Below are 18,959 nucleotides of genomic sequence, written 5' to 3' on the forward strand. Positions count from 1 at the left end.
GAAGCACGTCACGCACTAACGAGGAGTCTCCATGTCCCAAGAGCAGCTGCCCATCGTCCTGACGGGGGTTTCGTCCGGCATTGGCGCCCGGACGGCACGGATCCTGTCCGCTCGCGGCGTGCCGCTGATCGGCATCGACCGCAACCCGCCCGCTGACTTCAGCGGCACGTTCGTGCAGGCGGACCTTTCCAGTCAGGCCGGCATCGACGCGGCTGCGGCTGCAGTTTCCGCCGCAGCGCCGCACGGCATTGCGGGCCTGGCCAACATCGCCGGCGTGCCCGGCACGGCACCGTGGCGTACTGTGCTCTCGGTCAACGTCTTCGGTGTCCGGGGACTGGTCCGGGCATTGGCCCCGCTGCTTGGTGAGGGGACCGCCGTCGTGAACCTGGCCTCCAGCGTTGCCGTGAACTGGCGGGAAGTGAAGGCGAAGTGCTCCACTTTTGCGCTCGCGGACGATCACGCCGCTGCCTTGGATTCGATCGCTGATGATCAAGAGGTCACCGCCGAGTCCTACCTCTTCTCCAAGCAGTGCGTCCGCGTCCTCACCGAACACCTGGCGGCGGAACTGCTGCCGCGGCGGATCCGCGTCAACAGCGTCAGCCCGGGACCCGTGGCCACCCCCATCCTTGAAGACTTCAAGAAAGACCACGGCCGCGACAAAGTGGAGGGCGCCGGTGCCCTGCTGGGCCGCTTCGGCGACCCCGACGATATTGCGCCCGTCATCGACTTCCTGCTCCGCCCCGAATCGGGCTGGGTCAACGGCTCCGATATCCGCGTGGACGGCGGCCTGGGGGCCTACCGCGGCTCCGGGCTCACCTCCGTGCCCGGCTGAGCGCCTTCATCCCACGGAGGATGCATTGATGCCCGACGCCGGTGCCTCACCTTTCGCGCTGGGAGGCACCGGCGTCGGGCCTAAAATGGGAGGATACGGCACTATGCCAACCGCGGAGCCGCTTTCCTCAACGCTCAGAAGGGTGAAGCATGGCAAACGCTGCCCCGGTGGGCAGGACCACCCGCAGCTCTGCGTCACCGGTTAAGCCCAAGCCGCTGCCGGATGGCAAAAGCGGTACCGTTCAGCAGCAAGCGGTGAGCGTGACCTCCCGCGCCCTGGCTCTCCTGGGCACCTTCGACAGCGAACACTCCGTTCAGAGCCTGAGTGCCATGGCCCGGCGCGCAGGGCTGCCGGTGGCCACTGCACACCGCCTTGCCGGCGAACTGGTGGCTTGGGGCGGTCTGGAGAAGCTGAACGGCGAATACCGGGTGGGGCAACGGATCTGGCGGCTTGGCCTCTTGGCCCCCGCGCAGCAGAACATCGCCGAGGTGGCTGCTCCGTTCATGCAGGACGTCCTCTTCGTCACCCACAACGTGGTGAACCTGTTCATCCTGGATGGCCAGGAGGTCCTGCTGGTCGAGCGGATGTCCGGCACAGGCGCCGGACAGCCGTTCCGGCGGGTAGGCGCGCGCCTTCCGCTGCATGCCAGCGCTGCGGGCAAGATCATGCTGGCTTACGGGGCCAAAGACCTGTTTTCCGCCGCTGTCCGGCACTTGGAGCCGCACACGCCCCGCACCATCACCAATGCCGTGGTGCTGGGCACAGAAATCGAACGCGTGCGGGCCAGCGGCTATGCCACCACCGAGGAAGAGGCCGGGCCGGACAACTACGGCCTGGCCGTCCCGGTGTTCCTGCCCAACAAGCAGGTGGTGGCTGCCCTGGGCATCGTGACCCGGGGCCGCCCGGCGCCGGCGGGCAGTGTGGTTCCCGTACTCAACATCGCTGCACGGGGGATTGCGCGGCGGCTCGGGGTAGAGCACCTTCCGCAGTAGTTTCCGGCTTTGGGCCGATCCCGTCCGGCAAATCTTTCCGTTGGATGGAAAGCCGTCGTCAGCATGTGTTGCAGACCACCTAACCTCAAGTAAGCCATCTTTCGGGCCGGATATCCGGCCGAAGTCTGCATGGCAGGCGAGCCGTTCCAAAGGAAGTGAAGACTGATGACTGCATCTGCAGGAGCCACCATTGACGCTGTTGTCGATCAGGTGGACGTTGTGGCGGACCAGGTAGTTTCCCTGGTGCTGCGGCGGGTGGACGGCCAGCCGTTCGAGCCATGGCAGCCCGGCGCACACATTGATGTCCATGTCGGCGACGGCCTGGTGCGCCAGTACTCCCTGTGCTCCTCTCCGCAGGAATTGGATCACCTGCGCATAGGCGTGCTCCACGTGCCTGATTCCCGAGGCGGGTCCAAAGCTGTCCACGCCCTGCTGGCCGGAACAGCCATCACCATCTCCGAGCCGCGCAATAACTTCGCCATGCGCGAATCACGGCGCTACCTGTTCCTCGCAGGCGGCATTGGCATCACGCCGCTGATCCCGATGCTGGAAGCGGCCGAGGCTGCCGGCAAGGAGTGGACGCTGATCTATGGTGGGCGAAGCCGCCGGACGATGGCGTTCGCACAGCAGCTTGAGGACCGGTATGGCGCTGAACGAATCCGGATCATCGCTGAGGACGAGGTTGGGCGGCTCGACCTTGACGAGATTCTCGGCATGCCCCGGGCGCACATGCTGGTATACGCGTGCGGTCCCGGGGGACTGCTCGGCGCAGTGGAAGAACGCTGCATGGGCTGGCCCCCCGGTGCGCTGCACACGGAACGCTTCGTGGCGTCCACCCTGGGTGCCGCATCGGCCAACGCCCCGTTCGAGGTGGAACTGGCCCGCACCGGAAAAACGGTCACAGTGCCGAACGACAAGACCATCCTCGAAGCTGTGGAAGAGGTGGGCGTGCGTGTCCTCTCATCCTGCCGCGGCGGGTTGTGCGGCACCTGCGAGACCCAGATCATTTCCGGTGAGCCCGAGCACCGCGATGCTGTGCTGACCGACGAAGACCGCGAGGCGGGCGAGATCATGCTGGTCTGCGTTTCCCGAGCCGCTGCCGGGTGCCCGCGCCTGGTTCTGGATCTCTAAAAAATCCTGCTTTTCGCGGGTATCCGGATTTGGTCCGGTCACCGGATTGTTCAGCCAAGATTTGTCACCAGGAGTGTTTCTCATGACCGCTACCACCCATGAAGCCTACGTATTGGGCGAAGACCCCTTCGAGACCGCCAACCTTCTGGACCCGTACCCGTTCCTGGGGCGGCTCCGCGATGCCGGCGCCGTGTCATATCTGGAGAGCACCGGCAGCTATGCCGTGGCCGGGTACCAGGAGGTCTATGAAGTCCTCACCGACTTTGAAACCTACATCTCTTCAGGTGGACTGGGCCCTCGGGACATCCGGAAAGACTCGGGTTGGCGCCCGCCCAGCATTCTCGAATCGGACCCGCCCATCCACACGGTAATGCGCCGCGCGCTCACCGGTGTCATTAATCCCGGAACGGTCCGCGCCCTCCGGGAGCCGTTCACGCCGCCGGCCATTGAGCTGACGGAGCAGCTGGCCCGCCGTGAGCGTTTCGACGCCATCACCGACCTCGCCGAGAAGTACCCCCTGCGAGTCTTCCCGGACGCGGTGGGGATTCCCGACGTCGGCCGTGAACACCTGTTGCCGTACGGCAACATGGTTTTCAACGCATTCGGTCCGGAGAACTACATCTTCAAGCAGGCCTTTGCCCAGGGTGACGAGCACGCCGCAGCGGTGATGCGCAACTGCCAGCGCGAAAACCTGGACGACGTCGGTTTTGGTGCCCAGATATGGGAACGCGTGAAGGAGGGGCTGATCACTGAACAGCAGGCCACGCTGCTGGTCCGCGCCCTGCTGTCAGCCGGTGTGGACACCACCATCTTCGGAATCGGCAACACCCTTTCGGTGCTGGCCCGCTACCCGGAGGCCTGGGCCAGGTTGCGGGAAAACCCGAAGATGGCCAAATTCGCCGTCGACGAGGCTTTGCGCCTGGAATCGCCGTTCCAGAAGTTTCACCGGACCGTTGCAGTGGACACCGTCCTTGGTGGAGTGCATCTGCCGGCCGGTGCGAAGGTGCTGGTCTTCCTGGGCGCCGCGAACCGGGACCCCCGCAAATGGGGTGACAACGCCGACGAGTTCGACCTGGACCGCAACGCCTCCGGTCACGTCGCATTCGGAATGGGGCTGCACCAGTGCGTGGGTCAGCCGATCGCCCGGCTCGAAATGGAAATCGTGCTGCAGCAGCTGCTCCAGCGGGTGGCAGCCATCGAACCCGACGGCGCCCCGGTGCCGATCCTGCACAACGTGCTCCGCGGATTCGAGTCCTTGCCGGTGCGGATCACGGCCGCGTAGGACCCCAACGTTTGGGGACTGCAGCAAAGACGGGGGACCACGTCGACTTGCTCTCCATCAGGGGGACGGCCAGACTGACTGTTAAGCCACCAAGTCCAGCCATCCTTCCGCATATCTGAAGAGGAGCGACACCTATGACCACCTCAACCATCCAAGCTCCGGCGACATTCGCCGGGCAGGACATCAGCCTCCAGTACATCGCCGGGACATGGCGTGAGGGCCGGTCCGAGAAGACCCTCACCGTGATGAACCCCTTCGATGACAGCGTCCTGACCACCATCCGTCAGGCCTCCGCCGACGACGTGGACGAGGCGTACCGCGCCGCGGAGGCAGCCCAGGCAGGGTGGGCTGCCCTGCCGCCGGCCGATCGCCAGAAAGTGATGCGCCGTGCCGCGCAGATCCTTGAGGAGCGCCGCGAAGAGATCGTGAACTGGCTGGTCCGCGAGTCCGGCTCGACGTTGCTGAAGGCCAATGTCGAGGTTTCGCTCGCAGCCGGAATCACCCAGGAGTCGGCGTCGTTCCCCACCCGGGTCCACGGCAAGATCTTTGACTCCAACACCCCTAACCGTGAGATGCGGGTCTACCGCAAGCCGATCGGCGTGGTGGGCGTGATCAGCCCGTGGAACTTCCCGCTGCACCTGTCCCAGCGGTCCGTGGCCCCGGCCCTGGCGCTGGGCAACGCCGTGGTCATCAAACCGGCAAGTGATACCCCGGTGACCGGAGCGCTCATCCTGGCGCGGGTTTTCGAGGAAGCCGGCCTGCCGGCTGGGGTGCTCTCCACCGTCATCGGTGCCGGTTCGGAGATTGGTGACGAATTTGTGGCCCACCCTGTACCGGGACTGATTTCCTTCACCGGCTCCACCCCGGTCGGGCAGAACGTGGGCGCGGTGGCCACCAGCGGCGAACACCTGAAGAAAGTGGCCCTGGAGCTCGGCGGAAACGCCCCGATGGTGGTGCTGGACGACGCCAACCTCGAAGCCGCCGTGGGCGCCGCCATTCCCGGCGCTTTCCTGCACTCCGGCCAGATCTGCATGTCCGTCAACCGGATCATCGTCGAAGCCCCGATCTACGACGAGTTCGTCTCGCGTTTCGCCGAGGCCGCCGCGAAGGTGCCCTACGGCGACCCCACGGCCAAGGGCACGCTGGTGGGACCCGTGGTCAATGACTCCCAGCTGGCAGGGCTCAAGCAGAAAATCAAGTGGGCCCAGGAAGCCGGTGCCCGCACCGTGGTGGAAGGCGAGATCCGGGGCCGGGTTGTGCCCCCGCACGTCTTCGCCGACGTCACTGCTGACATGGAGATCGCCCGCGAGGAAATCTTCGGCCCAATGGTTGCAATTCTGCGGGCAGAGGATGAAGCACATGCCCTCGAACTTGCCAACGACCACGCCTACGGCCTCTCCAGCGCGGTCTTTACCCAGAATCTCGACCGCGGCCTGCAGTTCGCCCAAAAGGTCAAGGCCGGGATGACTTTCATCAACGAGATGACAGTCCAGGATGAAGCGCACGTGGCCTTCGGCGGGCAACGCAATTCCGGCCTGGGCCGCTTTAACGGCGAGTGGGCCATCGAGGAGTTCACCACCGACCACACCATCGGAGTCACCCGCCTCTAACAGGCGATACACACGAAGCGGCCTGCCCGGCCCGTCACGGACCGGGCAGGCCGCTCTTGTGCCTTCGAGCTCCTGTGCCTTGGAAACGGATCAGTCCGGGCGGCTCGGCAATGCCGCCCCTTCGGACCTTAGGTAGCTGGCGAAGCGCTGATCCATGTGCCGAGTTCATTCAGTGTCTGAGCTGAAATCTGGTGCCCACCGGGGTCTCGGCGGGTATGGACGGTGGCGGCGGAGTCGGTAGTCAGGTACTCCCAGGTCCGGGCAAGGAGTTCGGCCGGGATGACCCGGTCCTGGTCGCCCTGGGCAACGAAGACGGACAGTCCTGCCAGCCGCCCGGGCGTGACAGGGACCCCGGCCTCGAAAGGCAGGGTGCCGTAAAGGATGGCAGCCCCTGCGTAGCGGTTTGGATCCTCCAGGACCAGCCCGCCGGCAAAGGCGGCGCCCCCGCTGAAGCCCACCAGGATGACGGGCCGGCCGGCGGGAGAGTAGTCATCGAGCCAGCGCCGGAACCAGGCCATTTGTTCAGCCAGCGACTCGGGCGTGGGACGGCCGATCCCGCGGTTCGCAAACCATGCGTAGCCGCCTCCCTCCGCTATGGGTGCCCGGACTGCAGTGTAGGCAAATGCTTCCGGGAGATGGGCGGCCAGGCTGAGGATTTCGCGCTCATTGGAGCCCCGCCCGTGCAACAGCACCACCAGGGGTGCGGCCGGGTCGGTTGATCCTGCCGAGGCCACAACGGGCTGGGCACTTGCGGGAGACAGGCTTGGGTCGGCGGGGAGCGTCATCGGTAATCCTTACGGGAAGGCGGTCTAATGGTTGAAGATACAACAATTAGACCGCCTGTAGGGGCGGGTGTCAATGCCGGGCCGCCCGCATCCATGCCGCGTCAGTCTGAATCCATCAGCTCGAGCAGTTTCTTGGCGGCGTCCCGGATGTCGTCGTGCCCGTGCTGGGCGGCCCGGCTCTCCAGCGAAATGACGGCGCAGCGGTGGACCTTCTTGAAATCTCCGAACGGAAAGCTAACGCTCCCCTTTGTGCCTTCGGACTGCTCATCGTCCCGGCCGAGGTGCCATTCGGCGAAAGCCGCGAAGCCGTGTTTGTCGATGAACGCGTTCTCCTTGTCCGTGCTGGGAGCATGTTCACTCCAGTCATCGCGGACGTCGTGTTCGACCTTTCCGCTCTCGATGAGCTTGCGGGCGTGGGTCATAGCTTTGCGGTTGAGCTTGGCGGCCATGGTGCCTCCTGCGGTTCAGCGTCGAATGCCGGCAAATTCAGCGTAACCCCGCAGGTGCCTCCGGAGTCTGTCGAATTGGCCACACTATTGCCTAAGTGGTGGGGCAATGACCTAAACTGCTTCACTGAGGCGCCTGAAATGGTGCCGCGCAGCAACGAAAGTGAATCCCGCTATGGCTACCGATTACGACGCTCCACGCAAGACAGACGACGAGTCGTCCGCAGAGTCGCTGGAAGCACTCCAGGCATCCCGCGGCGGCAATGCCCAGACCGCCGTCATCGACGTCGAGGAGAACGATACCGCCGAGGGCATCGACCTGCCCGGGGCCGATCTCTCCGGCGAGGAACTGACCGTTGTGGTTGTTCCCGAGCAGTCCGATGAGTTCACCTGCTCGTCCTGCTTCCTGGTCCGGCACCGGTCTCAGGTTGCCCGTGAAAAGAACGGCCTGAAGTACTGCATCGAGTGCGAGGGCTAGCAGCCTCCACTCCCCGGATCGCGAGCAAAAGCCCCGTCAGCCCAGCGGCCGAACGGGGCTTTTGCATCTCCCGCGGCACAACCTGGATGCGCTTTCCGGTAGGCCGGTCCGGCGTCGTTATGGTGCATCACGACGCGATGCAGAAACGGTGTTAATAGCGTTTCGTTGCGCGGCAAAAACCCGCCGGAATTACCCGGCTGTGACCGGACATCCCCGCCCCTAACGGTTCCGCGCCGAAGCGGCCACAGCCCTTATTTACGGCCCTCGAGGCTCCTACCCTTGATGTATCCAAAGACTCGAAGGGTGGCCCACAATGAAGAAGTTTCATACTTGGCTGGCAGTCATCGTGATGACTGTTGGATTGGGTTTCCTGACTCCAGGGCCCGCCTCGGCGGCAACCTCCTACTGCGGGCTCACCTGGGGGTCGCTGGCCAAGACGGGCCCGGAAATGAGCTCCGCATCCGTCACCAACGTCAGGACCGGGCAGCACTACTGCTTCGACCGGATGGTGGTGGATGTCAACGGTCCGGTTAAGGGTTACTCGGTTCGGTATGTACCGGCAGTGGTCCAGGACGGCTCCGGCATGGCTGTCCCGCTGCGGGGTTCGGCCTTCCTTCAGGTCACTGTGAACGCGCCGGCCTATGACGTCAAGGGCCAGCCCACTTACAACCCGGCCCCGCCCGCGGAACTTTCCAACGTGTCCGGATACCAGACCTTCCGCCAGGTGGCGTACGCAGGCAGCTTTGAAGGATATACCAGCCTCGGGCTCGGCGTGCGTGGCCGGCTCCCGTTCCGGGTCTTCGCCCTGGACGGTCCCGATTCAGGCTCACGGCTGGTGGTGGATGTGGCGCACTTCTGGTGAGCGCCTGTGCGCTCGCAGCCGCGTATCGGTTCGGAGGGGTGCCCATCGGCCGGACCATGAATCCCGACGGCGGGCTACTCCGGGCGGTTACCCTGGCGCAGCGCCGCGCGCAGTTCCTTCCAGGCTCCGGTGGACCACAGTGCCCAGAGGACCAAAACTGGCTGGAAGAACAAGCGCGTGAGCCTGGCGCGGTCCGTGTCCAGGCCAAACCCGTCGGTGCGGGTCACGTACTGCGAAATGTTGCCGGGGAAGATCAGCACGAAGAACGCCGCCGCCGCCAGACCCACCGGGACACGGCGCTTCCGCAGGGCGATCAACGCGGCACCGAGGCCGATTTCAACCACGCCTGATGCCAGCACCACAAAGTCTTTATCCATCGGGAACCACGGCGGTACCTGCGCCTGAAACTCTTGACGTGCGACGGTGAGGTGGCTGACCCCGGCCGCAGCCAGCGCACCACCCAGGAGAACTGCCCCGATCAGCCGGGGCGCCGGGATCTTCCCCGCTGGGTGCGTCAGGAGCCGGACCAAAGCTGTTCGGGTGAGCGTCATGACTGAAAACGTAGCACGTATTCCACACCCGCCTACCCGCCGGTAACCTTCCGTCCGCGCTCAAGGGCGCGCCCCAAAGCACCTGTATTTGGGGGCGTGCAGGACATCTTAGTAAGCTCACTGAGAAATCCGGCCCGGCCCCCCGCGCAGCCCCGGGCGGACTGATAGCGTCGGCATTACTGGACCAATCGAGGAGGATTCATGAAAGCTTCACCGACCCTGACCAACAACCTGCAGGCCGTTCTCGCAGACCTGATCGAACTGCACATCCAGGGCAAGCAGGCCCACTGGAACATCGTGGGAACCAACTTCCGGGACCTGCACCTGCAGCTGGACGAAATCGTCGATGCCGCCCGCCAGTTCGCGGACGACACAGCCGAACGGATGCGTGCACTCCATGCCCTGCCGGACGGCCGCAGCGCCACCGTGGCCAAGTCCACGTCGCTGGCTCAGTTCCCGGAAGGCCTCATCAGCACCAAGGACGCCATCGAGCGGATCGTGGCCGCCCTTGAGGCCGCCGTTGGCACCATGCGCAAGGTTCATGACGAGGTGGATGAAGAGGATCCCACTACCGCGGATCTGCTGCACGAATTCATCGCCAAGCTGGAGCAGTACGCCTGGATGGTCAATGCCGAGACCATGAAGGCGTCCGCCAGCGTCACCGCCCCCGACTCGAAGTAGCACCCGGGCTTTAGCGTGAGCAGGCCGCGGTGCCGGAGATCATCTCCGGCACCGCGGCCTTCTGTTGTCCGCCCCCGCCTGCGCACGCGCTGTCAGCATCCCCGTGTGCATAGTCCGTCTGCGCAATCCCGCACGCCGGACTGCGGCCCCTACTCCGCCGTCGGAATTCTGCGGAGTACGACGGCGGTGAGGGCCGCGGCTCCAGCCATCAGTACCAGCGCAATTGCGGCAGTGATGTGGACGCCCGAATCAAATGCGAGGCGCGCTGCTTCGCGCAGCGCGTCGCCCAGAGGGGCGGGCGCGCTGACCGCCAGTTCCATGGCCCCTGCGAGGGTTTCACCGGCCCGATCCAGGGCGCCGCCGGAGGAGGATTCCTCCAGCCCTGCAGGAAGGCGGAGGTTGTGCTGGTAGGACGCGGTGAGAATCGAGCCCAGGACGGCCGTCCCCATCAGTGACCCCACCTCATAGCCGGTTTCTGAGATGGCGGCCGCCGCACCTGACTGCTCGGCAGGAACGGCGCCCAGGATGAGGTCGTTGGAGATTGTCTCCGAGGCACCCACTCCGAGGGCAAGGACCAGGAGGGCTGCCAGCAGGAAAGCGGGTCCGGAAGCATGATCGCCGAAGACGACGATCCCGTAGCCGGCGGCGGTGAGAGCCAGGCCGCCGGCCACCACGAAGCCTGGCCGCACCTTCCTGACCAAGGGCACTACCGCGAGGCCCGCCACCAGCGTGGCTATCAGGGCCGGGATCATGGCGACACCGGCGGCTGAGGGGGTCATCCCATCCAAGAGCTGCAGGTGCTGGGCAAGGAACAGGATGAAGCCGTTGAAGGAGAACAGTGCCAGGACGTTTGCCGTGATGGCGGTACTGAAGACCGGGTTGCCGAACAGCGAAATGTCCAGCATGGGGCAGGCCAGCCGTTGCTGGCGGCGGACGAAGAGGAATCCCATGGCGAAGCCAAAGGCGATCAGCGCTAACGGTGCGGGCCCAAGACCTTCGGTGGCCAACTCCTTGATGCCATACACCACAGGCACCATCACCAGCAGCGAAAGGGCAATGCTCGGCAGGTCCAGCCGCCCGGGGCGGGGGTCCTTCGACTCCGGGATGAATGCAGGGCCGAATACCAGGAGCGGAAGCATAATGGGGACCGCGACAAGCAGGACAGCACCCCACCAGAACTCCTGCACCAACCAGCCGCCAAATATAGGTCCCAGAGCTGCGCCACCGGAGAAGCCGGCCGCCCAGATGGCCACGGCAAGGCGGCGCCGGTTTGGGTCGGGAAAGATGTTGCGGATCAGGGACAGGGTGGAGGGCATCAGCATGGCACCGAAGAAGCCCAGCGCGGCGCGCCCGGCAATGAGCCATTCGGCGCTGGGGGCGAAGGCTGTGACTGCCGAAACGGTGGCGAAGCCAACGCTGCCGATCAGCAGCAGGCGGCGGCGGCCAATCCTGTCGCCGAGGCTGCCCATGGCCACCAGCAGGCCGGCAAGCACCAACGGGTAGGCGTCCACGATCCACAGCAACTGGATCCCGGTTGTCTGCAGGCTGCCCGCAATCGCGGGGAGCGCGAACGTCAGCGCGGTGTTGTCCACGGCAACCAGGAGTACGGGGAACATCAGCAGGGCCAGTGCGAGCCAGTCACGCCACGGCGCTCCGGTGGGTCCGGCGGGCAGGTTTGAGGTCGATGTGCTCGCAGGGTTCTGATGGGAGGCGGCGGACAACGTCATCCTTTAACTATACCGTCCAGACGGTACAGTTAAGGAACCTCGCCCTGACCATGCATGATGGGATCCATGCCCAGAAAGCCCGTAGCCCGTGACGCCGTCCTTGACGCTTTTGAAGAACTCCTGATCAGTGTGGGGGAGCGTGCGGCCACCCTGGATGCCGTGGCGAAGCGGGCCGGCGTGTCCAAAGGCGGCCTCTTGTACCACTTCCCCAACAAGGAGGCGCTGATAGCGGCCATGCTGGAGCGGTTGGATCTGCTGGCCGGGGAAGACATCGCCCTCATGTCCGCGGCGCCGGAAGGTGCGGCCACATACTTCATCCGGACCTCGCTCTGGTCCGGGTCACCGTTGGACCGCTCGTTCCTTGCCGCCAGCCGGTTGGCGGAAGTGGCCCATGTGGAGGCCCGGCGCCGGTTCGCCGGCATCCAGCAGCAATGGCTGGACCTGATCGCCGCCGATGTGGGCACCGGGATGGCGAAGGCCGTGCTGTATATGGGGGACGGGTTGTACCTGAACGCCATGTGGGAAGGCGGGCCGGCCTCAAAGACCGACGGCCGGCAGGGCGATGTCGAGGTGCTCCTGGCGGCGGTGGAGCGGCTCCGCGGCTGATTCTGCCCATTCATTCGGGGCGGGCCCCCGTGGCGCCCCGGGTCTCCGGACGCTCCTTTGCCCGGCACCCGGCACCCGGCACCGGAATGATGGCGCAGAACCCGATGCCGGGTTCATCCCGGAGAGCCTCAGTTGTTCAGAGCCGCCCAGAGGTTGAGGGACGCGGCAAACACAATCCAGGTGATGTAGGGCAACAGCAGGAGCCCGGCCCAACGGCTGACGGGGCCAAAGCGCATGACCGTCACCGTGACCGCCGCGATCAGCGCCACGATGATGGCGAAAGCCAGCCAGAGCGCAGCCGTCCCCATCAGCGGGTACAGGCTGAAGAAGGTGGGCGTCCAGAGCAGGTTCAGGAAGAGCTGGACCCCATAGACAACCAGCGCCGGCCGTGACGCCGGAACGTGGCGGCGCCAGACCAGCCAGGCCGCCACCGCCATGGCGGTGTAAAGCGCTGTCCACACCGGCCCGAACAACCAGTTGGGTGGTGACCAGGGGGCTTTGTCCGCGTCAACGTACCAGCCGTTCACATTGGACACTGTGGAGAACGCGCCCAGCCATGCGACGAACGCGGACGCTGCCAGGAAGGCCGCGAGGACAACTACCTGCGCTCCGGCGCCGGGTTCCCTGCCGGACGGGCTGGCTCGCGGCGGACTTGGGGTGGACTTTTCCGGCAGTGGTTCCATGGGTCAACCCTTGCGAAGGGCGGGCCGCCGGTCAAGCCGCACGCCACCGGCCTGAAACGGCCGCGCCGGTTCAGGCTTTAGACTTGTGGCTACATGTCCGCACGCAGCCACGAGAACAGAACCACGAACGAAACCCTGAGATTGGACACGGCCCCCTTGCGAGAATTCACCGCCCGCTTTGCCACTGCGGAGGAAATTGAGAACTGGGACAAGCACGTCACGGCCAACCCCAATGGCGGCAACATGCTGCAGTCTGCGGCCTACGCGTCGGTTAAGAACGGGAGCGGCTGGAATGTGCGCTTCCTCGTCCTGGAGCGGGCGGGTACGTCCAGCTACAACCTGGTCCTGGAGAAGAAGTTCCCCATACTTGGCCGTCTCTGGTACCTGATCAAGGGGCCGGATCTGGACTCCGCCGCGGATTTGAAGCCGGCCCTGGATGCCTGCGCGGCGTTCGCCCGGAGCCGGAAGCTCAACGTCTTCACCATCAAGATTGAACCGGACATCGTCTCCTCGCCCGAAGCCCAGGTGCAGCTCACCGCGGCAGGCCTGGTCAAGGCTCCGAACATCCAGTCGAACGACTCCACGGCGCTGCTGGACATCACGGCACCGGAAAATGAGGTGCTCCGCGCCATCTCATCCCGCGCCAGGAACGCCATCCGCCGGGCCGAACGTGAAGGCTGCACGGTGGTCGAGCGCGAACAGAGCCCGGAAACCTACAGGGCCCTCTATGATCTGATGGCGGACACCGTGAGCGCCAAGGGCTCCATGCCGCTGCGCAGCTACGAGTACTATGCCCGGTTCTGGGACGAGTTCTGCAGCCGCGGCCAGGGCCGGTTTTTCTTCGCCCATGAGGACGGCAAACCGAGTGTGGGCGCCTTTGTGATCAACTACGGTGCCAAGGCAACCTACAAGGACGGCGGGTCCACCCAGAACCGCAAGCAGTACGGCGATTCCCACCTGGTCCAATGGACGGCGATCCGCCGCATGCAGGAACTGGGCTGCACCGAATACGACTTCTGCGGCACCCCGCCGGCGGCACAGATCAAGGACAAAACGCACAACCTGTATGGCATGGGCATGTTCAAGACCAGTTTCACGAAGACTGTCACAGACTTCGTCGGCTGCCACGATTACGTCCTCGCCCCGGTCCGGCACGTCCTGTGGGTCAAGGGCGCGGAGCGGATCTTCCGCCGGCTCGAAACAGCCCGCACCGGCCAGCAGTTCTACTGACAGCGCGTCCCGCGCATCCCACCACCCACACACCAACGAACGCCAGCGCCTTTCCCCGGCCCGGCGGCGCAGCCACAGATGAGGTTACTTCCGTGAATCCAACCAAGGCAGGAACCGGGCTTGAGCTCGGCGTCCTCAGCGATGCAGAGTTCGAAGCGTTCGCGCTCACACACCCGCAGAACAACTTCATCCAGTCCGCTGACTTCGTCCGGTTCCAGCGTGCCCGCGGCCAGGTGGTGGAGCTCTTCGGCGTCAGGCGCGACGGCGAACTCGTCGCCGCCGGCAAACTGAACTACACCACCAACCGCTGGGGCTACAAGGTCTGCGAGTGCGCCAAGGGCCCCCTGATGGACTACGCGGACGCCGCCCTGGTGCGTGACGTCGTCGGACTTCTCAAAGAGCGCGCCGCCGGGCGCAAAGCAGCGGAACTGCGGATTTCTCCGAACCTGCCGTACATCGCCCGCGATGAAGACGGCGCCGAGCACCCCGAGATCACGGACAACAGGCCGCTCGTGGCAGAGCTGGCCCGCCTGGGCTTTGAACACCAGGGCTCGGAGATGGACTTCGTCAATGTGAATTGGATGTTCATCAAGAAGCTCGAAGGCATCAAGGATTCCGAAGAGCTCATCATGAGCACCAGCTACCGGACCCGCAAAGCCATCCGCAAGGCTGAGAAGAACGGGGTGTTCCTGGAGCAGGCCACCCTGGAAACCCTCGATGAGTTTTACAACGCGCTCAGCACCGCCGGGGACGAGAAGGGCTTCGTGTACCGGGAGCGCGAATACTACGAACAGCTCCTGCGGACCACCTCGCCCGAGTTTACGAAACTGATGATGGCCAAGATCGATATCCCGGCCTACCGGAAGTCCATCACCGAACGCCTGGAAGCCGAGTCCGCGGCTGCGGCGGAGCTCCGCCGCGAGGTTGAGGAAACGGGCAGCAAGAAGAAGGCCAACCGGCTCAAGGTGGTCCAGGACCTGGCGGACAGCTACGAGCGCAGCCTCAAGGACATTGAGCGTTTCCCCGATTCCGTGGGCGTGGCCACCGTGGCTGCCATCCACTTTGTGTGTTTCGGCGACGAAGTGGTGTGCGTGATCGGCGGGACCGTGCAGGACTACATCTACTTCAACGGCGCCACCTCCCTGTACTGGGGCATGATGCTCCACGGGCTGGAGCAGGGCTATGCGCGGTACAACTTCTATGGCACCTTCGGCATCGAGGGGCAGGACGAGGAAGGCCACGGCGGCTACCAGTTCAAGAAGGGCTTCGGCGGCGAAGTGGTCCAACTCGTGGGTGATTTTGTGATGCCGGTCAGGCCCCTGCCCTTCCGGGCGAACAGGCTGGCCCGGGCCGCCGTGGCCGTGGCCCGCACTGTCCTCGGCAAGCTGCCGCTGAAGCGGCAGGCGTAGCACCAACCCACCAAGCGTCAGAGGGAGGCGGACCACCGTGAACAAACGTCCCGAGAATTACCGCGGCAAGCCGCACACCGACGGCCTGCCCAAAACGGAGCCGCTCTCGGCCTCCCAGCTCGGTCACGACGCTGCAGCCAAGCGGATGCTCCGGCGCCTGGTCCAGGGCGAGAACCCGCCGACGGCGCCCCTGAGCATCGTGGACAGGCTCGCGGGGAGCCCCTACGCCAACCCCATGATCCAGGTGGGGGGCGTGGACACCTCTGCCCGCAAGACCCTGGATTTTGCCCTGCACCTCGCCGAAACCATGTTCCGGTACGGGGCCGGCGCCCTGGAAGTGGAGACCAGCATCATCGCGGTCACCGCGGCGCTCGGGCTGAAGAACATCGAGGTGGACATCACCAACCAGTCCGTGGCCATCAACTACGCTCCCAAGGACCAGCCGCCCATCGCGTTGCTCCGGGTGGTGCGGTCCTGGACCAACAACTACGCCGGGCTCGCGAAAGTGCACCGGCTGGTGACGGACATTGTGGCCGGGGGAGTGGGCCGGGATGAGGCCATCCGCCGCCTGGACGAGGCGATCACCAGCCCCAAGCCGTTCCCGCGCTGGATGGTCACCATGGCCTTCGGGGTGTTCGCGGCAGTCTTCGTGGGTGTCCTGGGCGGGGGCCCGGCGTCCTCGGCCATCGCGTTCGTGGCAAACCTCGGCGTCAGCCTCCTGGCCCGCCAGCTGGGCCGGTGGCGGGTTCCGGACTTCTTTACGACGGCGGCTTGCTCCTTCGGTGTCACGCTCACCGCGCTGCTGTTGTGGCGCTTCAACCTCACCAACGCGCCGGCGATCGTGGTGGTGGGCGGCATCCTGCTGCTCCTGCCCACCGGCCGCCTGGTTTCCGCCGTCCAGGACGCCATCAACGGGTTCCCCGTGACGGCCGCGGGCCGGTTCCTTTCCACACTGCTGACCTTCGGCGCGATCGTGGCCGGGATCGCGGTGGCCTCGGTGGTGGGGGCGATGTCCGGGATGCAGGCCATTGACGTTACCGAAACGTTCCCGCCCGCCTACCATCTGTGGGTCCTGGTGATCTTCACGGCCATCGCCGTGATGGCCATCGGCATCACCGAGCAGACGTCGTGGGACCTGCTGCTGCCCACTGCGGGAGTGGGCGTGGTGGGCTACTTCGTCCTGCTGGGCGCCGGTTCCCTGGGCATCGGCGACCGGTTCTCCCCGGCGATCGCCGCCGTCGTGATCGGTCTGCTGGCCCGCGTGGTGGCACTGAAGATGGGCGCCCCGCAGCTGGTGGTGGCCGTTCCGGCTGCGCTGATCCTCCTGCCCGGCCTGACCATCTTCCGCTCCATGTACGTGCTGACCATCGAGGAATCAGAGATCCTGCTCGGGGCCGGCGGAATGCTCAACGCGGGGGCGATTGTGCTGGGCACGGCTGCCGGCATTGTCCTCGGCGATACGCTCGCCCGGCCCCTGACGCGCAGCCTGGCCAGCAACGAGCGGCGCCGCGCCCGGCGGCGGTAAAGCCCGGCTCAGATCTTCCCTGCCTAGATCTTCCCTATGGGGAGTTTCTTCTCAGCCTGGAAGTCGTCTTCCACCCGGCCCTTTGCCCAGTAGCCGGACAGCGAAACCTGGCTCCGCTCCAGGCCGCGCTCGGCGAAGAGCACGGTCCGCAGGGCCTTCATGTAGCCGCGCTCGCCATGGGCGAAAACGTCCACCCGTCCCTCCAGCCAGTCGGCGCCGGCCACGGCCGAAACCAGGAGGTCACCCCCGCCGGCGGGGGCCCCGTTCCGGCGGAGCCAGTTGAGCTGCACGCCTGCCGGGGCTGCGATGTGCTGGATGTCCGCGTCGCTGTCCACCTCAATGAAGGCCAGGCCGCGGGCCTCCGCGGGCAGGGATTCGATGACGGCCGCGATGGCCGGCAGGGCGGCCTCATCCCCGGCGAGGAGGTACCAGTCGGCCTCGGGGGAGGGGTTGTAGCCGCCGCCGGGCCCGGTGAATGTGAACGTGTCCCCGGGCTGTGCACCGGCAGCCCACGGCCCCGCCAGGCCTTCGTCCCCGTGAATCACAAAGTCGATGGCCAGTTCCTGTGCTGCGGTATCCACCCAGCGGACCGTGTAAGTACGGGTGAAAGGCCACTGGGCCCGGGGCAGGGTTTCGCGGATGGTCCACAGATCCAGCGGCCGGGTGTACTCAACGCCGGGCTGCGGGAACACAATCTTGATGTAACGGTCCACATAGTCGTTGTTTACATAGGCGGCGAAGCCCGGGCCGCCCGCCACGATCCTGACCATGTGCGGTGACAGTTCTTCACGCCGGATCACCGTGAGGTCAATCTGCGGACGGGTGTTCTTCGTTGCGCTCGTGGCGGCCGGCACTGTGCTCATAAGGCAACCCTAAGCTAAACAACCGGCGGGAGCTCCCAGGTTACGCCCGTGGAGCCCTGCTCCCGCAGCAGCCTGTTGATGGTGCTGAAGGGTTTGGAGCCGAAGAAACCGCGCGACGCCGATAACGGGCTGGGGTGCGCGCTGTATACCACTGCCGCGCCGTCCAGAAGGGGACGGACACTTTCCGCGTCCTTGCCCCACAGCACCGCCACGAGCGGCAGACTGCGGCCATCGGCCGTGCGGCGGTGGGCAACTGCGGTGACTGCCGCCGTCGTGATCACTTCCCAGCCTTTACCGCGGTGCGAGCCGGCGGCGCCCGCGCGGACGCTCATGACCCGGTTGAGCAGCAGCACGCCCTGATTGGCCCAGGCGGACAGGTCCCCGTGGACCCGCGGTGGGATGCCGAGATCGGACTCGAGTTCGCGGTAGATGTTGGCCAGGCTCCGGGGGATGGGCCGCGTCCGCGGGGCAACGGCGAAGGAAAGTCCCACGGCGTGGCCAGGGGTGGGATAGGGGTCCTGGCCGACGATGAGGACCTTGACATCAGCCAGCGGCTGCCTGAAGGCGCGAAGGACGTTCGACGGCGCCGGCAGCACGCGGTGCCCCGCCTCCACCTCCGCCGCAAGGAAGGTGAGGACGTCCCGCAGCTCCTTTTCAACCGGGGCCAGCGCGGCCGCCCAGTCGGGGGTCATCAGCTCACCCAGCGGCATTGCAGCCAGCTCGGCGAAGCCAACGGCGTCCGCCGGCTCCGCCGCAAGCTCGAACAGGGCGTCAGGTTCAAACACCGTCCCATTCTTGCAAAGTTTTCCGCCGGACCCGGCCCGGGGCGCCCGGCTTCAAATGACAACAATGTTATTTACGCCGTAGCATGGGATGAGATTTCAACCTCACCAGCGAAGGGATGTGCCGTGGCGGAGCCTGCTCGGGAACACCTGCCGGACGCCGCGGAGCAAAGCCGGCTGCTGGCTGACTTCACCCTGCGGGACTCCCCATTGAGCGAGCGCGACCAGCAAATGCTGGCCCTGGAACGGCAGTGGTGGAAGTACGCGGGCGCCAAGGAACAGGCCATCCGGGAGCTCTTCGACCTGTCCGCGACGCACTATTACCAGCTGCTCAATGCCCTCATTGATTCCGAGGCGGCGCTGGCCCACGATCCCATGCTGGTGAAGAGATTGCGTAGACTACGTACGTCGCGTCACCGGGCACGCACTGCTCGCCGCCTGGGTTCCGACGCCTGACTAATTTCGTGCTGAGCCATCAGCAGCA

At 65.5% G+C, this 18,959-nt stretch carries 20 protein-coding genes; 13 read left to right on the forward strand and 7 right to left on the reverse strand.

Annotation, left to right across the window (positions count from 1 at the left end):
- The first annotated feature begins 31 nt into the window (after positions 1–31).
- The 5 genes from SBP01_RS03795 (at position 32) to SBP01_RS03815 (ending at position 5,847) form a co-directional block, all read left to right on the forward strand.
- Positions 32–832 carry an SDR family oxidoreductase gene (locus tag SBP01_RS03795; protein ID WP_320537527.1) on the forward strand — a complete coding sequence of 267 codons (801 nt, stop codon included), beginning with the start codon at positions 32–34 and terminating at the stop codon, positions 830–832.
- 149 nt (positions 833–981) lie between these two features.
- Entirely contained in the window at positions 982–1,824 is an 843-nt protein-coding gene (locus SBP01_RS03800) for an IclR family transcriptional regulator (RefSeq protein ID WP_320537528.1), read from the forward strand.
- Between the two features lie 165 nt (positions 1,825–1,989).
- Positions 1,990–2,955, forward strand: coding sequence for a PDR/VanB family oxidoreductase (locus tag SBP01_RS03805; protein ID WP_275214592.1), 966 nt, complete (start codon positions 1,990–1,992; stop codon positions 2,953–2,955).
- 82 nt (positions 2,956–3,037) lie between these two features.
- A complete protein-coding gene (locus SBP01_RS03810) occupies positions 3,038–4,237 on the forward strand; it encodes a cytochrome P450 (RefSeq protein ID WP_320537529.1) in 1,200 nt (399 codons plus the stop codon).
- A gap of 134 nt (positions 4,238–4,371) precedes the next feature.
- Positions 4,372–5,847: an aldehyde dehydrogenase family protein gene (locus SBP01_RS03815; RefSeq protein ID WP_320537530.1), complete on the forward strand. Its 1,476-nt coding sequence runs from the start codon at positions 4,372–4,374 to the stop codon at positions 5,845–5,847.
- A 128-nt stretch (positions 5,848–5,975) separates the two neighbouring features.
- Here SBP01_RS03815 and SBP01_RS03820 read toward each other — a convergent pair whose 3' ends face one another.
- Entirely contained in the window at positions 5,976–6,632 is a 657-nt protein-coding gene (locus SBP01_RS03820; protein WP_320537531.1) for a serine esterase, read from the reverse strand.
- A gap of 101 nt (positions 6,633–6,733) precedes the next feature.
- Complete coding sequence (locus SBP01_RS03825) at positions 6,734–7,081, reverse strand: hypothetical protein (protein ID WP_320537532.1); 348 nt, start codon at positions 7,079–7,081, stop codon at positions 6,734–6,736.
- A 172-nt stretch (positions 7,082–7,253) separates the two neighbouring features.
- Here SBP01_RS03825 and SBP01_RS03830 point away from each other — a divergent pair, with 172 nt between their 5' ends.
- Complete coding sequence (locus SBP01_RS03830; RefSeq protein WP_275214587.1) at positions 7,254–7,556, forward strand: DUF4193 domain-containing protein; 303 nt, start codon at positions 7,254–7,256, stop codon at positions 7,554–7,556.
- Between the two features lie 313 nt (positions 7,557–7,869).
- Entirely contained in the window at positions 7,870–8,418 is a 549-nt protein-coding gene (locus SBP01_RS03835; RefSeq protein WP_275214586.1) for a hypothetical protein, read from the forward strand.
- A 74-nt stretch (positions 8,419–8,492) separates the two neighbouring features.
- Here the strand turns inward: SBP01_RS03835 and SBP01_RS03840 are convergent, their stop codons facing one another.
- On the reverse strand, positions 8,493–8,969 hold the full coding sequence (locus tag SBP01_RS03840; protein WP_275214585.1) for a hypothetical protein: 477 nt from the start codon (positions 8,967–8,969) through the stop codon (positions 8,493–8,495).
- Between the two features lie 201 nt (positions 8,970–9,170).
- Here SBP01_RS03840 and SBP01_RS03845 point away from each other — a divergent pair, with 201 nt between their 5' ends.
- Positions 9,171–9,650, forward strand: a complete 480-nt coding sequence (locus SBP01_RS03845) for a Dps family protein (RefSeq protein ID WP_275214584.1) — start codon at positions 9,171–9,173, stop codon at positions 9,648–9,650.
- A gap of 149 nt (positions 9,651–9,799) precedes the next feature.
- Here SBP01_RS03845 and SBP01_RS03850 read toward each other — a convergent pair whose 3' ends face one another.
- Positions 9,800–11,377, reverse strand: coding sequence for an MFS transporter (locus SBP01_RS03850; protein WP_320537533.1), 1,578 nt, complete (start codon positions 11,375–11,377; stop codon positions 9,800–9,802).
- Positions 11,378–11,443: 66 nt separating this feature from the next.
- Here SBP01_RS03850 and SBP01_RS03855 point away from each other — a divergent pair, with 66 nt between their 5' ends.
- Entirely contained in the window at positions 11,444–11,983 is a 540-nt protein-coding gene (locus SBP01_RS03855) for a TetR/AcrR family transcriptional regulator (protein ID WP_275214582.1), read from the forward strand.
- A gap of 128 nt (positions 11,984–12,111) precedes the next feature.
- On the opposite strand, the gene SBP01_RS03860 is transcribed toward SBP01_RS03855, so the two are convergent.
- Positions 12,112–12,666, reverse strand: a complete 555-nt coding sequence (locus SBP01_RS03860) for a TspO/MBR family protein (RefSeq protein WP_275214581.1) — start codon at positions 12,664–12,666, stop codon at positions 12,112–12,114.
- 141 nt (positions 12,667–12,807) lie between these two features.
- Here SBP01_RS03860 and SBP01_RS03865 point away from each other — a divergent pair, with 141 nt between their 5' ends.
- The 3 genes from SBP01_RS03865 to SBP01_RS03875 all read left to right on the forward strand — a co-directional run bounded on the left by SBP01_RS03865 (position 12,808) and on the right by SBP01_RS03875 (position 16,830).
- Positions 12,808–13,896 carry a lipid II:glycine glycyltransferase FemX gene (locus SBP01_RS03865; RefSeq protein ID WP_414004286.1) on the forward strand — a complete coding sequence of 363 codons (1,089 nt, stop codon included), beginning with the start codon at positions 12,808–12,810 and terminating at the stop codon, positions 13,894–13,896.
- 92 nt (positions 13,897–13,988) lie between these two features.
- Positions 13,989–15,305 (forward strand): peptidoglycan bridge formation glycyltransferase FemA/FemB family protein, encoded by a 1,317-nt coding sequence (locus SBP01_RS03870; protein WP_320537535.1) that lies wholly within the window; start codon positions 13,989–13,991, stop codon positions 15,303–15,305.
- A 145-nt stretch (positions 15,306–15,450) separates the two neighbouring features.
- Entirely contained in the window at positions 15,451–16,830 is a 1,380-nt protein-coding gene (locus tag SBP01_RS03875) for a threonine/serine ThrE exporter family protein (protein ID WP_414004287.1), read from the forward strand.
- 23 nt (positions 16,831–16,853) lie between these two features.
- Here SBP01_RS03875 and SBP01_RS03880 read toward each other — a convergent pair whose 3' ends face one another.
- Both SBP01_RS03880 and SBP01_RS03885 read right to left on the reverse strand, forming a co-directional pair.
- Entirely contained in the window at positions 16,854–17,693 is an 840-nt protein-coding gene (locus tag SBP01_RS03880) for a siderophore-interacting protein (protein WP_320537536.1), read from the reverse strand.
- A gap of 14 nt (positions 17,694–17,707) precedes the next feature.
- Positions 17,708–18,478: a uracil-DNA glycosylase gene (locus SBP01_RS03885; RefSeq protein WP_320537537.1), complete on the reverse strand. Its 771-nt coding sequence runs from the start codon at positions 18,476–18,478 to the stop codon at positions 17,708–17,710.
- Between the two features lie 123 nt (positions 18,479–18,601).
- Between SBP01_RS03885 and SBP01_RS03890 the strand changes: the two genes are divergently transcribed.
- Entirely contained in the window at positions 18,602–18,931 is a 330-nt protein-coding gene (locus SBP01_RS03890) for a DUF3263 domain-containing protein (protein WP_320537538.1), read from the forward strand.
- Positions 18,932–18,959 lie beyond the last annotated feature (28 nt).

Source organism: Pseudarthrobacter sp. IC2-21 (assembly GCF_034048115.1).
In the GTDB taxonomy this organism is placed as follows: Bacteria; Actinomycetota; Actinomycetes; order Actinomycetales; family Micrococcaceae; genus Arthrobacter; species Arthrobacter naphthalenicus.

Coding starts and splice junctions, on each gene's coding strand:
- SBP01_RS03795 (WP_320537527.1), top strand. CDS start 32: ATGTCCCAAGAGCAGCTGCCCATCGTCCTGACGGGGGTTTCGTCCGGC.
- SBP01_RS03800 (WP_320537528.1), top strand. CDS start 982: ATGGCAAACGCTGCCCCGGTGGGCAGGACCACCCGCAGCTCTGCGTCA.
- SBP01_RS03805 (WP_275214592.1), top strand. CDS start 1,990: ATGACTGCATCTGCAGGAGCCACCATTGACGCTGTTGTCGATCAGGTG.
- SBP01_RS03810 (WP_320537529.1), top strand. CDS start 3,038: ATGACCGCTACCACCCATGAAGCCTACGTATTGGGCGAAGACCCCTTC.
- SBP01_RS03815 (WP_320537530.1), top strand. CDS start 4,372: ATGACCACCTCAACCATCCAAGCTCCGGCGACATTCGCCGGGCAGGAC.
- SBP01_RS03820 (WP_320537531.1), bottom strand. CDS start 6,632: ATGACGCTCCCCGCCGACCCAAGCCTGTCTCCCGCAAGTGCCCAGCCC.
- SBP01_RS03825 (WP_320537532.1), bottom strand. CDS start 7,081: ATGGCCGCCAAGCTCAACCGCAAAGCTATGACCCACGCCCGCAAGCTC.
- SBP01_RS03830 (WP_275214587.1), top strand. CDS start 7,254: ATGGCTACCGATTACGACGCTCCACGCAAGACAGACGACGAGTCGTCC.
- SBP01_RS03835 (WP_275214586.1), top strand. CDS start 7,870: ATGAAGAAGTTTCATACTTGGCTGGCAGTCATCGTGATGACTGTTGGA.
- SBP01_RS03840 (WP_275214585.1), bottom strand. CDS start 8,969: ATGACGCTCACCCGAACAGCTTTGGTCCGGCTCCTGACGCACCCAGCG.
- SBP01_RS03845 (WP_275214584.1), top strand. CDS start 9,171: ATGAAAGCTTCACCGACCCTGACCAACAACCTGCAGGCCGTTCTCGCA.
- SBP01_RS03850 (WP_320537533.1), bottom strand. CDS start 11,377: ATGACGTTGTCCGCCGCCTCCCATCAGAACCCTGCGAGCACATCGACC.
- SBP01_RS03855 (WP_275214582.1), top strand. CDS start 11,444: ATGCCCAGAAAGCCCGTAGCCCGTGACGCCGTCCTTGACGCTTTTGAA.
- SBP01_RS03860 (WP_275214581.1), bottom strand. CDS start 12,666: ATGGAACCACTGCCGGAAAAGTCCACCCCAAGTCCGCCGCGAGCCAGC.
- SBP01_RS03875 (WP_414004287.1), top strand. CDS start 15,451: ATGCTCCGGCGCCTGGTCCAGGGCGAGAACCCGCCGACGGCGCCCCTG.
- SBP01_RS03880 (WP_320537536.1), bottom strand. CDS start 17,693: ATGAGCACAGTGCCGGCCGCCACGAGCGCAACGAAGAACACCCGTCCG.